Source organism: Klebsiella pneumoniae, from assembly GCF_000742135.1.
Lineage (GTDB): Bacteria > Pseudomonadota > Gammaproteobacteria > Enterobacterales > Enterobacteriaceae > Klebsiella > Klebsiella pneumoniae.
This window is the reverse complement of the sequence record NZ_KN046818.1, coordinates 467,756-481,063: the sequence shown is the minus strand read 5'-3', so window position 1 is coordinate 481,063 and position 13,308 is coordinate 467,756. Positions and strand designations below refer to the sequence as shown.

The window sequence follows — 13,308 nt, the reverse complement described above, 5'->3', positions numbered from 1 at the left end:
CTAATCTCCTTTTAACTTATTATAAGTCGTCAAAAACGCTTAGCGCGTCTGAAAGCTTTTTCACGCCAAAGATTTGCATGCCTTCCGGCACTTTTTTCGGCACATTGGCCGCCGGGACGATGGCGCGGCGGAAGCCGTGCTTCGCCGCTTCGGAGATACGCTCCTGACCGCTCGGTACCGGGCGAATTTCCCCGGCCAGCCCCACTTCGCCAAAGACCACCAGATCCTGCGGCAGAGGACGGTCGCGCAGGCTGGAGACCATCGCCAGCAGCAGCGCCAGGTCGGCGCTGGTTTCCGTGACCTTCACCCCGCCGACCACATTGACGAAGACGTCCTGATCGGCCATCTGTAGGCCGCCGTGACGGTGCAGCACCGCCAGCAGGATCGCCAGACGGTTCTGTTCCAGCCCCACCGCAACGCGGCGCGGGTTGGACATCATCGAGTGATCGACCAGCGCCTGGATCTCCACCAGCAGCGGGCGGGTCCCTTCCCAGACCACCATCACCGAGCTACCGGAGGTGATTTCATCTCCCCGGCTGAGGAAGATAGCGGACGGGTTGCTCACTTCGCGCAGGCCCTGCTCGGTCATGGCGAAGACGCCCAGCTCGTTCACCGCGCCAAAGCGGTTTTTATGGCTGCGCAACGTGCGGAAGCGGGAGTCGGCATCCCCGTCCAGCAGCACCGAGCAGTCGATACAGTGCTCCAGCACCTTCGGACCGGCCAGCGAGCCGTCTTTGGTGACGTGGCCGACCATCACAATCGCCACGCCGCGAGTTTTAGCAAAGCGCGTCAAATAGGCCGCGGTTTCCCGTACCTGGGCGACGCTGCCCGGCGACGACTGCACGTCGGCCATATGCATCACCTGGATGGAGTCGATCACCATCAGCTGCGGCTTTTCTTCATCGGCGATCTGACAGATCTGCTCAATGCTGGTTTCCGAGAGCATGTTCAGGTTGGCCGTTGGCAACCCGAGACGATGGGCGCGCATCGCCACCTGCTGCAGGGACTCCTCCCCGGTGACGTACAGGGTTTTCATCCCTTCCGCCAGTTTGCAGAGGGTTTGCAGCAGCAGCGTCGATTTGCCCGCGCCGGGGTTGCCGCCAATCAGGATCGCGCTGCCCGGCACCACGCCGCCGCCCAGCACGCGGTCAAATTCTTTAAAGCCGGTGGAGAAACGCGGCAGCGCCTCCAGGCTGATATCTGACAGCTTCTGCACCTTCGACACGCCAGCGTTACCGGCATAGCCTGAAAGACGCTCGTTTCTCGCCACCTGCGGCGACGCGGCGATGCGCATCTCGGTGATGGTGTTCCAGGCATGGCAGGCGCTGCACTGCCCCTGCCAGCGCGGATAATCCGCACCACATTCATTACAGACAAATGCGCGTTTTGGAGCTTTCGCCACGTTTACCTCTTACTTTTGGTTCATGCTGCCCGAGAGGATACAGAATACCCCCATCAGGTCAGCGTGGCGGATAGTCACTTCCGCCTGTTCATTCACTTTGGGCTTCGCGTGATAGGCGATGCCAAGCCCTGCTGCCTTAATCATCGGCAGGTCGTTGGCGCCATCGCCGATAGCCACGGTTTGCGCCGTTGGGATCTCATACTTTTCCGCCAGCTTGCGCAACGTATTGGCTTTATATTTCGCATCGACGATATCGCCGAGCACGTTGCCGGTGAGCTTGCCGTCGCGGATCTCCAGCTCATTGGCGAATACCGCGTCGAGATGCAGTTTGTCGCGCAGATATTCGGCAAAGAAGGTGAAACCGCCGGAGGCGATCGCCACTTTCCAGCCCAGCGTTTCCAGCTTGAGCACCAGCTGCGCCAGGCCCGGCATCAGCGGCAGCGCGTCGCGAACCTGCAGCAAAATACTGGCATCGGCGTCTTTCAGCGTCGCCACGCGCTGGCGCAGGCTGGCGGTGAAGTCCAGCTCGCCACGCATCGCCCGCTCGGTCACTTCCGAGACCAGCTCGCCGGTGCCGGCCAGTTTCGCAATCTCATCGATGCATTCGATCTGAATCGCCGTGGAGTCCATGTCCATCACCAGCAGGCCCGGGGTGCGCAGATGGGGGATTTTACCCAATGGCGCGACGTCCAGCCCCGCCTCATGCGCCAGTCGCGTCGCACGGGGAGTCAGCGAACCGGCCAGACGGATCACCTGGTAATCCTCGACCACCCAGGAGGCAACGATCACTAACGCGGCACCCAGCTCACGCTGCCACGCCGTCAGCCGACGTTTATCCAGACCGCGACCATATAGCAGCCAGCCGCTGCGCCCGGCGTGATAATCCAGCGGCATGACCTCGTCGCCGCTCAGGGAAAGCGGCAACCCAGGCCACAGGGAAACGTCTTCAGGCAGGTCGCACCAGGTCAAACTGTTAGGCATTACGGCTCCACATCTCTTCATTCAGGCGAGGAAAATAACGCATGAGGCTACCTTGTAACCAGCGCTTCTGGCAACATTAAGCTGCAAATTTTCAAAGGTGGAATATGGTTCGCGCAAAACTGAAATTCCGGCTGCATCGTGCGGTCATTGTTCTTATCTGTCTCGCCCTGCTCGTCGCGCTGATGCAGGGCGCTTCGTGGTTCAGTCAGAACAGTCAGAAACAACGCAATCCGCAGCTGGAAGAGCTGGCCCGCACGCTGGCGCAGCAGGTGGTGCTGAATCTCGCGCCGCTGATGCGCAGCGAGACGCCTGACGAGAAGCGCATCAATCAGCTGTTGACCCAGCTAACCCATAACAGCCGCGTCCTGGACGCCGGGGTATATGACGAACAGGGCGACCTGGTGGCGCGCTCTGGCGAAAGCGTCGAGGTTCGCGACCGGCTGGCGCTGGATGGTAAAAAAGCCGGCGGCTACTTCAACCAGCAGATTGTCGAACCGGTGCCAGGAAAAAACGGCCCGCTGGGCTACCTGCGTCTGACCCTCGATACTCATACCCTGGCGACCGAGGCGAAGCAGGTGGATAATACCACCAATATCTTACGCCTGATGCTGTTACTGTCCCTGGCTATCGGCGTGGTACTGACCCGCACGCTGCTGCAGGGCAAACGCACCCGCTGGCAGCAATCGCCCTTCCTGCTCACCGCCAACAAGCCGGTTGAGGATGAAGACGATGAAAAGAAAGGAAATCTATAATGTCCACATTGCGCCTCCTGCTCTCTGACTCTTACGACCCGTGGTTCAACCTGGCGGTCGAGGAGTGCATTTTCCGCCAGATGCCCGCCACCCAGCGGGTGCTGTTCCTGTGGCGCAATGCCGATACCGTGGTCATCGGCCGCGCGCAGAACCCGTGGAAGGAGTGTAATACCCGCCGCATGGAGGAAGACCATGTGCGGCTGGCCCGTCGCAGCAGCGGCGGCGGCGCGGTGTTCCACGACCTCGGCAATACCTGCTTTACCTTTATGGCAGGCAAACCGGAGTACGACAAAACCGTCTCCACCGCTATTGTGCTGACGGCGCTTAATTCACTCGGCGTAACCGCCGAAGCCTCCGGGCGCAACGATCTGGTGGTCAAAACCGACAGCGGCGACCGCAAAGTCTCCGGCTCCGCCTATCGTGAAACCATGGACCGCGGTTTTCATCACGGCACCCTGCTGCTCAACGCCGATTTAAGCCGTCTCGCCAACTACCTCAACCCGGACCAGAAAAAGCTGCAGGCTAAAGGCATTACCTCGGTGCGCGGACGGGTGGCGAACCTGGTTGAGCTGCTGCCGGGCATTACCCATCAGCAAGTTTGCGAGGCGATCCAGGAAGCATTCTTCAGCCATTACGGCGAACGGGTGGACGCCGAGGTGATCTCCCCGGACAACACGCCGGATCTACCAAATTTTGCTGAGACCTTCGCCCGTCAGAGCAGCTGGGAGTGGAACTTCGGCCAGGCACCGGCCTTCTCTCATCTTCTGGACGAGCGCTTTCGCTGGGGCGGCGTTGAGCTGCATTTTGACGTCGAAAAAGGGCATATCACCCGCGCGCAGGCCTTTACCGATAGCCTGAACCCGGCGCCGCTGGAGGCCCTTGCGGCACGCTTAGTCGGCTGTCAGTATCGGGCGGAAGTATTACAGCAGCAGTGCGAGGCGCTGGTCGGCGATTTCCCGGAGCAGGAAGCGGAACTGAAAGAACTGTCGGCGTGGATTGCCGGCGCAGTGCGCTGATAAAAAAAGCCCGCTGCGCTTAGCGGGCCTGGAAAACCGTAGGCCGGGTCAGACGAAGCCGCCACCCGGCACAACAGCTCTTACTCTTTATCGCCCAGCAGCACGGATTCCAGCGCGATTTTGATCATGTCGTTGAAGGTCGTCTGACGTTCAGCGGCAGTGGTCTGCTCGTGGGTACGGATGTGGTCGGAGACGGTGCAGATGGTCAGCGCTTTCGCGCCGAACTCCGCCGCCACGCCGTAGATACCCGCCGCTTCCATTTCCACGCCCAGAATGCCGTATTTTTCCATCACGTCGAACATGGACGGGTCCGGCGTATAGAACAGGTCTGCGGAGAAGATGTTGCCGACGCGCGCGTCAACGCCCAGCGCTTTCGCCGCGTCTACCGCATTACGCACCATGCCGAAATCGGCAATCGCCGCAAAATCATGGTCTTTGAAACGCAGACGGTTCACTTTAGAGTCGGTGCACGCGCCCATGCCGATCACCACGTCACGCAGTTTGACATCTTCACGCACCGCGCCGCAGGAGCCCACGCGGATGATTTTCTTCACGCCGAAATCGGTGATCAGCTCTTTGGTGTAGATAGAGCAGGACGGGATACCCATCCCGTGGCCCATCACGGAGATTTTGCGGCCTTTATAGGTACCGGTGAAGCCCAGCATGCCGCGCACGTTGTTCACTTCACGCACGTCTTCGAGGAAGGTTTCTGCAATGTGCTTCGCGCGCAGCGGGTCGCCCGGCATCAAAACGACGTCAGCGAAATCGCCCATTTCTGCGTTAATGTGAGGAGTTGCCATCTTCAGTTCCTTTTACATTGTTGTTTTTGCCGGGTGGCGGCTACGCCTTACCCGGCCTACAAATCGTAGGCCCGGATCGCTGTGCGCCACCGGGCAATGACCTCAGAACATGGCTTTGCCATATTCCATGTCAGACGTACCAAAGTATTTCGCAATAGTCTGGCCGATGTCCGCGAAGGTTTCACGGTGACCGAGCGAACCTGGTTTCACTTTCGGGCCGTACACCAGCACCGGGATATGCTCGCGGGTGTGGTCAGTACCGGTCCAGGTCGGGTCGCAGCCGTGGTCGGCGGTGAGGATCAGAATGTCGTCTTCACCAACCAGCTCCATCAGCTCCGGCAGACGGCGGTCGAACAGCTCCAGACCCGCCGCGTAGCCAGCGACGTCACGACGGTGGCCCCAGGAGGAGTCAAAATCGACGAAGTTAGTGAAGACGATAGTCTCGTCGCCCGCTTCCTTCATCTCTTTGATGGTCGCGTCGAACAGCGCGTCCAGCCCGGTGGCTTTCACTTTCTTAGTGATACCGCAGTTGGCGTAGATATCGGCGATTTTACCCACGGACACCACGTGGCCGTTTTTCTCATCGACCAGCTTCTGCAGCACGGTCGGCGCCGGCGGCTCTACCGCCAGGTCGTGACGGTTACCGGTACGCTGGAAGTTACCGGCTTTGTCGCCCACGAAAGGACGAGCAATCACGCGACCAATGTTATAGCCGCCTTCGGTCAGCTCTTCACGCGCGATTTCGCACAGCTCATACAGCTTGTCGAGGCCAAAGGTCTCTTCGTGACAGGCGATCTGGAACACCGAGTCAGCGGAGGTATAGAAGATCGGTTTCCCGGTTTTCATATGCTCTTCGCCGAGCTGATCGAGGATCACCGTCCCGGAGGAGTGGCAGTTGCCGAGATAGCCCGGCAGGTTGGCGCGTTTCACCAGCTTATCCAGCAGCTCCTGCGGGAAACTGTTTTCCTGGTCGCTGAAGTAGCCCCAGTCAAACAGCACCGGCACGCCGGCGATTTCCCAGTGGCCGGACGGGGTATCTTTACCGGAAGAAAGTTCATGCGCCCAGGCATAGGCGCCAATCACTTCGGCATTGCCATCCATACCCGCGGCAATTTTACCGGTGGAGCCTTCATGCGCTTTCACCAGACCCAGACGGGTCAGGTTCGGTAAATTCAGCGGGCCTTTGCGGCCGTGGTCAGCCTCGCCTTTGGCGCAGGCTTCTGCAATGTGGCCCAGCGTATCGGCGCCGACGTCGCCAAAGCGGTCTGCGTCTTCCGTTGCGCCAATCCCAAAGGAGTCCAGCACCATGATAAATGCACGTTTCATCTTGTTCTCCATACATCTTGCGCTGCAAAAAAGCGATCAGATCAGTATATCGCTATTCAGTGATACGGCGATAGACTGTCGGTGTAATTTCCGGGGCTTTATCGTCCAGTTTAATGGCCGCTTTGACCGCTTTCGCGGCCTCCTGCCAGCTGTTCTCGTCTTTGGCATGGATCACCGCCAGCGGACGCTGTCCGTCGACGCGGTCACCCAGACGCGCCATCTCGGTAAAGCCAACGCTATAGTCAATGGTGTCCGATGCCTGACGGCGGCCGCCGCCCATAGAAACCACTGCCATGCCCAGCGCGCGAGTATCCATCGCGCTGATAAAACCTTCGGTATCAGCATAGACTGCTTTGCTCAGCATCGCCGTCGGCAGATAATTAGCATAATTCTCGACAAAGTCGCTCGGCCCTTTCTGCGCCGCGACCATGCGGCCAAACACTTCCGCCGCTTTACCGTTATCCAGCACCGCCTGCAGCTTCGCGCGCGCCTCGGCATCGTCCGCCGCCAGCTTGCCGGAGATCAGCATTTCCACACACAGCGCCATTGTCACGTCGAACAGGCGCGGGTTGCGGTATTCGCCGGTCAGGAACTGCACCGCTTCGCGAACTTCAACGGCGTTGCCGGCGCTGGAGGCCAGTACCTGATTCATATCGGTCAGCAGCGCGGTGGTGCGCACGCCGGCGCCGTTGGCGACACCCACGATCGCTTCGGCCAGCGCGGCAGAGAGTTCATAAGTCGGCATAAACGCGCCGCTGCCGACTTTGACGTCCATCACCAGCGCATCCAGCCCTTCCGCCAGCTTCTTCGCCAGAATCGAGGCGGTAATCAGCGGGATGGAGTCCACCGTCGCGGTAATATCGCGGGTGGCATAGAAACGTTTGTCGGCCGGGGCAAGGGAGCTGGTCTGCCCGATAATTGCCACGCCAACATCTTTAATAATCTCGCGGAAGCGGTTGTCGTCCGGGAAGATATCGAAGCCCGGGATCGCTTCCAGTTTGTCCAGCGTACCGCCGGTATGGCCGAGGCCGCGGCCGGAGATCATCGGTACGTAACCACCGCAGGCGGCCACCATCGGCCCCAGCATCAGCGAAGTGACATCCCCGACGCCGCCGGTAGAGTGTTTATCGACGATCGGACCGTTAAGGTTGAGGCTTTTCCAGTCCAGAACGGTACCGGAATCCCGCATCGCCATGGTCAGCGAAACGCGCTCCGGCATAGACATATCGTGGAAGAAGATGGTCATCGCCAGCGCGGCGATCTGCCCTTCAGAGATAGTATTGTCGCGGATGCCGTTGATGAAAAAGCGGATCTCTTCATCGCTTAATGCCTGACCATCACGTTTTTTACGAATAATTTCTTGTGCGAGAAACACGGTAACCTCCCAAAGAGAATAAATTGCCGGATGACGGCGCGAGCGCCTTATCCGGCCTACAGGCATCAATTCGTAGGCCGGATAAGCGCAGCGCCATCCGGCAAATCAAGGGATTAGTAGCTGCTGGCGCTCTTGCCGTCGCCGTGACCCAGGGCTTTCAACAGGCTAGCCAGCAGGCTGGATGCGCCAAAACGATAGTGACGAGAATCGGCCCAGTCGGCGCCGAACAGTTCATCAGCGATCGCCAGGAACTGCTGCGCGTCTTCCGCGCTGCGCACGCCGCCCGCCGGTTTGAAGCCAACGGTTTTCTCAACGCCCATATCGCGGATCACTTCCATCATGATGCGCGCGCTTTCCGGCGTGGCATTTACCGGCACTTTACCGGTCGAGGTTTTGATGAAATCGGCCCCGGCTTTGATAGAGATTTCAGACGCTTTACGGATCAGCGCTTCTTCTTTCAGCTCACCGGTTTCGATGATCACTTTCAGCAGCACGTTAGCCGCCGCACAGGCTTCCTTACAGGCTTTCACCAGCTCGAAACCGACCTGCTCGTTGCCGGCGATCAGCGCGCGGTACGGGAAGACCACGTCCACTTCGTCAGCGCCGTAAGCGATCGCCGCGCGGGTTTCCGCCAGCGCAATGTCGATATCGTCATTCCCGTGCGGGAAGTTGGTGACCGTGGCGATGCGAATATCCGGCGTCCCCTGCTCATTCAGCGTTTTACGGGCGATCGGGATGAAGCGCGGGTAGATGCAGACCGCCGCGGTGTTACCCACCGGCGTTTTCGCCTGATGACACAGGGCAATGACTTTCTCATTGGTGTCGTCGTCATTCAGAGTGGTCAGGTCCATCAGTTTTAACGCGCGCAGGCTGCTTGCTTTTAAATCAGTCATTTCATACTCCGCCGGCGTCATGCCGGATCAATAGTTTGTTCACCTTGCGAGTCTGTTACTATTGTAACATTCGCTCGTCGTTACACTTCGACATTCATCACAGTTAATGAAAACTACTTACTAATTTGCATTACTGTAACGTGATCAAAATCACAAATTACCACTCAATACCGCAGCAATTATCGTTAGTACCCTCTTAAGCATAATCGATACTATACCGCCGATGAGAATGTGATAATTCTAACACACAATAACAGATGCACTCGATAGCGTGGCGCACATTTTGCCCAATTTACGGGCAATAAAAACGCTACAAATTGAAATATAAACTATTTTTCAAAAAAGAGAGAGGTGATGGAATTATCACATTTACAGCAACACCAGCGGCACGGTGGCCGCTGGTTCAGGAGACAGGCTTACAGGGCGAGAAAAACCCCGGCGATGGTGGCGCTCATCAGGTTGGACAGCGTCCCCGCCGCTACCGCACGTAGCCCAAGCTGAGCGATATCCTGCCGCCGGTTGGGCGCCATTCCCCCGAGTCCGCCAATCAGAATGGCGATCGATGACAGGTTGGCAAAGCCGCACAGCGCGAAAGAGATAATGGCTTTGGTGTGATCTGAAATGACCTGCAGCCCGGCCGCCGCCACTTCGGCATCCGCCTTTAAATATTCGCCAAAGTTCATGTAGGCCACGAACTCGTTAATGATCAGCTTCTGGCCGATAAACGACCCCGCCACCGCCGCTTCGTGCCACGGCACGCCAATCACCCACGCCAGCGGTGAGAAGATCCAGCCGAGGATCATCTGCAGCGACAGCTCAGGATGGTTAAACCAGCCGCCGACGCCGGAGAGTATGCCGTTCAGCAGGGCGATCAGCGCAATAAACGCCAGCAGCATCGCGCCGACGTTGAGCGCCAGTTGCATACCAGACGCGGCGCCGGAGGCGGCGGCATCCAGCACGTTGGCCGGTTTATCCGCGTCAGCGCTTTGGCTGTCATGAGCCGGGTTATCGTCCGGTTTTTCCGTTTCCGGTACGATAATTTTGGCAAACAGCAGGCCTCCCGGCGCCGCCATAAACGACGCGGCAATAAGGTACTCCAGCGGAACGCCCATCTGCGCATAGCCCGCCAGTACCGAGCCCGCCACCGAGGCCAGGCCGCCGCACATGACCGCAAACAGCTCCGAGCGAGTCATGGTGGCGATATAAGGACGCACCACCAGCGGCGCTTCGGTCTGGCCAACAAAGATGTTCGCCGTGGCCGACAGCGATTCGGTACGTGAGGTCTTCAGCACTGCCCGCAGCGCGCCGCCGAGAATGCGAATGACCAGCTGCATAATGCCCAGGTAGTAAAGCACGGCAATCAGCGACGAGAAGAAGACGATCACCGGCAGCACGCGCAGGGCAAAGACGAAGCCGCCGCCGCCAAACACCTCGAACATTTTATCGGAGACCAGCCCGCCGAAGATGAAACTAATCCCTTCATTGCCGTAGGCAATAACGCTGGCGACGCCATTCGACATCGCTAATAGCGCCGCGCGCCCGGCCGGTACATACAATATTAACGCGCCGATACCCACCTGGATTATCCAGGCGCCGAGCACGGTGCGCAGGTTAATGGCTTTTCGGTTATTGGAGAGCAGCACAGCAATGGCCAATAGCGCCACCATGCCGATAAGTCCCATGAGGATTTGCATACAGATTCCCTGTGTTTTTGATAGTCCAGTACTAACCGCGTGATTATATCGGCCTGAAACTATCCTGCCCGTCTGGCTTCACACATTTTAAGCAAATCAATGATATGGATGGACAATTATGAGAAATCGATCACCATACAGAGGCCGGGGGAAGGGAAAACAAGGCGAGCGTATTGTGCATGATCCTTTCTTCTATGGCTGCCGGCGACTCCGGACGCAGTTCACACAGCGCCTCAAATACCCGTGCAGCTTGTTCCGGTCGATTGGGCTGTCCCTGAAAGCCATTTAGCGGCATATCCGGCGCATCGGTCTCCAGCAGCAGAGCGGAAAGCGGCAGACGCGCCATCACTTCACGGGTTTTACTGGCGCGGGGATAGGTAATGGTGCCGCCAACGCCGATCTTATAGCCAAGCTGAACGAAGCGCTCGGCCTGCTGCAGGCTGCCGGCAAAGCCATGGATGACTCCGGTACGCGGCAGGGCATGTTTTTTCAGCAGCATCGCCAGCTTATCGTGGGTGCGTCTGGAGTGGAGGATCACCGGCAGATCGTAACGCTTCGCCAGCCTCAGCTGCGCTTCCAGCAGCGCCTGCTGACGATCAAACTGCGGATCGTCGCGATAAAGATCGAGGCCAATCTCTCCCACCGCCACCAGTTTAGGCGGCCGCTGCGCCATCAAGGCTTCCAGCTGCGCCAGTCCCTCATCAGTATGCTCTTCGATGACGATCGGATGCATACCCAGCGCGGCGTACAGCGCTTCGTGCTGAGCTGCCAGCGCCAGCACGCGGCTAAAACGCTCAGCAGAGATGGCTGGAACGATAATTCGCCCGACGCCGGCCTGCGCCGCACGCGCCAGGCTGGCGACCTCATCTGCCGCGAAGGGGGGAAAATCAAAGTGACAGTGGGTATCGATAAAACGGTGCGTCACGCCAGATCCTCATGATCAAAACTGGGGTCATTCGCCTGGGGCGCAGGAATGATGGTCGCCTGGGGCGCTTCATTGGCCACCGGCACCGGCGGCACCACCACCGGCGCGGGCCGGGCAATACGCGGCGCGTGGCGCAGCAGCGGCGGCTGGTCGGCCAGTAGTTTACCCACCGTTGCCAGGAAATAACGGCCGCACTGGCGCCCGGTTTTGTAGTCCTCCAGCAGCGCCGGTAGTCGGCTGCCAAGCGCCATGCTGCGCAGCGGCCGCTGCGGATAGATTTCGAAGATCCGCAACTTACCCGGCGATTTCTCGATGAACTGCTGGATGGCGCGGTAGGTGGTTTCGTGATGATGCACCAAATTGACCAGCGGTTGCAGACTACTCTCTCCCAGCCAGCGCTCCATCCGCTTGAACCACTGCGGGGTATAAAACATCTGCGAAGGGACGGTACGGATCACCACGATGGTCTGGGCGCCGCGGCGGGCCGCCTCCTGCACCGGGATCGCATCGCTGACGCCGCCGTCCAGGTAGCTAACGCCGTCGAGCAACACGCCGCTGCGATAAAAGCCGGGGATGGCGCTGGAGGCGCGGATCAGATCCAGCCACGTTTGCGGCGTCGGCGAAAAATAGCTGGCGGAGTAATCGTCACCGCGGCAAGCGCATAGCCACAGCTCTTTCCCCAACGCGAACTGCGCTTCGGCATAGTTCATGGCAAGCGGCATTTGCTGCGAAGTGGCCTCAACCAGCCAGTCGAGATCGATAAGGTTGCCGCCGCGCACAAAGCGCATCGGATCGAAAAACTGGCGTGAAGTGGTGTAGCGGGTGATAACTTTGCGGGCATATCCTTGCTGATTACACATGTAGGCGGAGAGGTTTTGCGCGCCGGCGGAAGTACCCAGCATCAGGTCAAAGGGGTTAAATCCGGCGCGCATAAATTCGTCCAGCACCCCGGCAGTAAAAATCCCTCGCTGTCCTCCGCCTTCGCATACCAGCGCCAGCTTGCCTGGTCGGAAGGGTTTAACCGCCAGCGGGGCGATATTGCCCAGCGTGACGGGAATGCGTTGCCCCACCCTGCTTTCCTGTTCGATTGATCTTCTCCTGACAAGGTAACGCAATTTGCCCGCCGCTTAAACCGCGAAAGCCAGTCCTCAGGACTGGCTTTGTGTAAGATGACGTGTCAGTAAAAATGCTTAGGCTTCAGTATCGCCCGCATCGCGGGCCGCCTAAGGACGTCTGCGTCCTGTAAACAGGCTCACCAGGAACAAGATAATCCCGACGACAAAGACGATTTTCGCAGCGCCAGCGGCCGTACCCGCCAGACCACCAAAGCCCAGAGCCGCAGCAATTAATGCAATGACCAGAAAAATAATTCCCCATCGAAACATACTTTTCTCCTTACCATAATGGACGGTGAACAGCGGTTTGCGCACCCTTTCTGTATAGCTCATCGCTCAGTGGATGCTGCTATTCGTTCGGCAACCTTGGCCAGACAACACTTTTGTTAATAACTCGGTTTACTTAACGCTAAGATCGTTGCGCACGCTTTTCACACCGGAGACCGCTTTCGCAATCTCTGCGGCACGCTCCGCCTGCGCCGCGGAAGCCACCGTACCGGTCAGATGTACCGCGCCGGCGTTGGTTTCGACTTTCACATTGCGCGAAGGGACAATGTCATCCGCCAGCAGCTTGGCTTTCACTTCGCTGGTAATGGCGGTATCCCCGGCATAGCCTTTCAGCGTCGCCGTCTCGCTCGATGATTTATGATGGACCGTCAGCTTGTCGTTAACGTGTGAGACGCCTTTGACCTCTTTCGCTACGCTCAGTGCCTGACTTTTCTGTTCAGCACTGGTGACGTCGCCGCTGAGGGTGACCACTTTATTCTCCGTTTTCACCGAAATATCGCCGGAGTTAATATCTTTATGGTCGATCAGCGCCGCTTTTACCCGTGCGGTAATGGTACTGTCATCCATAAAATCGCCGACTTTGTTAATCGAATTATCTACCGCCTCTCCCGCATTGCTGGCAGCCGACTTCGCACTGTCTACCGTTGTTTTTTCCGTCTCTGCCGAGGCGTTCAACGCGGCTAAGCCTAAGAAGAGCGCCAGCAACATATTGGCATTCTTTAGTCTGGTCATCGTTATGTC

At 58.4% G+C, this 13,308-nt stretch carries 13 protein-coding genes; 2 read left to right on the top strand and 11 right to left on the bottom strand.

The features are described from left to right. Window positions 1–19 precede the first annotated feature (19 nt). Both radA and serB read right to left on the bottom strand, forming a co-directional pair. On the bottom strand, window positions 20–1,402 hold the full coding sequence (gene radA / locus DR88_RS22625; RefSeq protein ID WP_002887800.1) for a DNA repair protein RadA: 1,383 nt from the start codon (window positions 1,400–1,402) through the stop codon (window positions 20–22). A gap of 9 nt (window positions 1,403–1,411) precedes the next feature. Further along, a complete protein-coding gene (gene serB / locus DR88_RS22630; RefSeq protein ID WP_004177487.1) occupies window positions 1,412–2,383 on the bottom strand; it encodes a phosphoserine phosphatase in 972 nt (323 codons plus the stop codon). 104 nt (window positions 2,384–2,487) lie between these two features. Here serB and DR88_RS22635 point away from each other — a divergent pair, with 104 nt between their 5' ends. Next, the gene (locus DR88_RS22635; protein WP_002887794.1) at window positions 2,488–3,135 is read left to right on the top strand and encodes a YtjB family periplasmic protein; all 648 of its coding nucleotides are present in this window, start codon (window positions 2,488–2,490) and stop codon (window positions 3,133–3,135) included. Continuing rightward, on the top strand, window positions 3,135–4,151 hold the full coding sequence (gene lplA, locus DR88_RS22640) for a lipoate--protein ligase (RefSeq protein WP_004146971.1): 1,017 nt from the start codon (window positions 3,135–3,137) through the stop codon (window positions 4,149–4,151). Before DR88_RS22635 ends, lplA begins: the two co-directional genes overlap by 1 nt. 80 nt (window positions 4,152–4,231) lie before the next feature. Here lplA and deoD read toward each other — a convergent pair whose 3' ends face one another. The 9 genes from deoD to osmY all read right to left on the bottom strand — a co-directional run bounded on the left by deoD (window position 4,232) and on the right by osmY (window position 13,299). Then, window positions 4,232–4,951, bottom strand: a complete 720-nt coding sequence (gene deoD / locus DR88_RS22645) for a purine-nucleoside phosphorylase (RefSeq protein WP_002887789.1) — start codon at window positions 4,949–4,951, stop codon at window positions 4,232–4,234. 102 nt (window positions 4,952–5,053) lie between these two features. After that, window positions 5,054–6,277 (bottom strand): phosphopentomutase, encoded by a 1,224-nt coding sequence (gene deoB / locus DR88_RS22650; protein ID WP_004151380.1) that lies wholly within the window; start codon window positions 6,275–6,277, stop codon window positions 5,054–5,056. Window positions 6,278–6,329: 52 nt separating this feature from the next. Beyond that, the gene (deoA, locus tag DR88_RS22655) at window positions 6,330–7,652 is read right to left on the bottom strand and encodes a thymidine phosphorylase (protein WP_002887787.1); all 1,323 of its coding nucleotides are present in this window, start codon (window positions 7,650–7,652) and stop codon (window positions 6,330–6,332) included. A 113-nt stretch (window positions 7,653–7,765) separates the two neighbouring features. Then, window positions 7,766–8,545 carry a deoxyribose-phosphate aldolase gene (deoC, locus tag DR88_RS22660; RefSeq protein WP_002887784.1) on the bottom strand — a complete coding sequence of 260 codons (780 nt, stop codon included), beginning with the start codon at window positions 8,543–8,545 and terminating at the stop codon, window positions 7,766–7,768. A gap of 416 nt (window positions 8,546–8,961) precedes the next feature. Beyond that, complete coding sequence (locus DR88_RS22665) at window positions 8,962–10,239, bottom strand: NupC/NupG family nucleoside CNT transporter (protein WP_004146967.1); 1,278 nt, start codon at window positions 10,237–10,239, stop codon at window positions 8,962–8,964. A 130-nt stretch (window positions 10,240–10,369) separates the two neighbouring features. After that, window positions 10,370–11,164, bottom strand: coding sequence for a metal-dependent hydrolase (locus DR88_RS22670; protein WP_004177496.1), 795 nt, complete (start codon window positions 11,162–11,164; stop codon window positions 10,370–10,372). Continuing rightward, window positions 11,161–12,234: a patatin-like phospholipase family protein gene (locus DR88_RS22675; protein ID WP_025861080.1), complete on the bottom strand. Its 1,074-nt coding sequence runs from the start codon at window positions 12,232–12,234 to the stop codon at window positions 11,161–11,163. The genes DR88_RS22670 and DR88_RS22675 overlap by 4 nt, the downstream gene beginning before the upstream one ends. Before the next feature lie 153 nt (window positions 12,235–12,387). Then, entirely contained in the window at window positions 12,388–12,549 is a 162-nt protein-coding gene (locus tag DR88_RS0125045; protein WP_002887716.1) for a DUF1328 domain-containing protein, read from the bottom strand. Window positions 12,550–12,678: 129 nt separating this feature from the next. Next, window positions 12,679–13,299 carry a molecular chaperone OsmY gene (gene osmY / locus DR88_RS22680; protein WP_004146042.1) on the bottom strand — a complete coding sequence of 207 codons (621 nt, stop codon included), beginning with the start codon at window positions 13,297–13,299 and terminating at the stop codon, window positions 12,679–12,681. Window positions 13,300–13,308 lie beyond the last annotated feature (9 nt).

Coding starts and splice junctions, on each gene's coding strand:
- serB (WP_004177487.1), bottom strand. CDS start 2,383: ATGCCTAACAGTTTGACCTGGTGCGACCTGCCTGAAGACGTTTCCCTG.
- DR88_RS22635 (WP_002887794.1), top strand. CDS start 2,488: ATGGTTCGCGCAAAACTGAAATTCCGGCTGCATCGTGCGGTCATTGTT.
- lplA (WP_004146971.1), top strand. CDS start 3,135: ATGTCCACATTGCGCCTCCTGCTCTCTGACTCTTACGACCCGTGGTTC.
- deoD (WP_002887789.1), bottom strand. CDS start 4,951: ATGGCAACTCCTCACATTAACGCAGAAATGGGCGATTTCGCTGACGTC.
- deoB (WP_004151380.1), bottom strand. CDS start 6,277: ATGAAACGTGCATTTATCATGGTGCTGGACTCCTTTGGGATTGGCGCA.
- deoC (WP_002887784.1), bottom strand. CDS start 8,545: ATGACTGATTTAAAAGCAAGCAGCCTGCGCGCGTTAAAACTGATGGAC.
- DR88_RS22665 (WP_004146967.1), bottom strand. CDS start 10,239: ATGCAAATCCTCATGGGACTTATCGGCATGGTGGCGCTATTGGCCATT.
- DR88_RS0125045 (WP_002887716.1), bottom strand. CDS start 12,549: ATGTTTCGATGGGGAATTATTTTTCTGGTCATTGCATTAATTGCTGCG.
- osmY (WP_004146042.1), bottom strand. CDS start 13,299: ATGACCAGACTAAAGAATGCCAATATGTTGCTGGCGCTCTTCTTAGGC.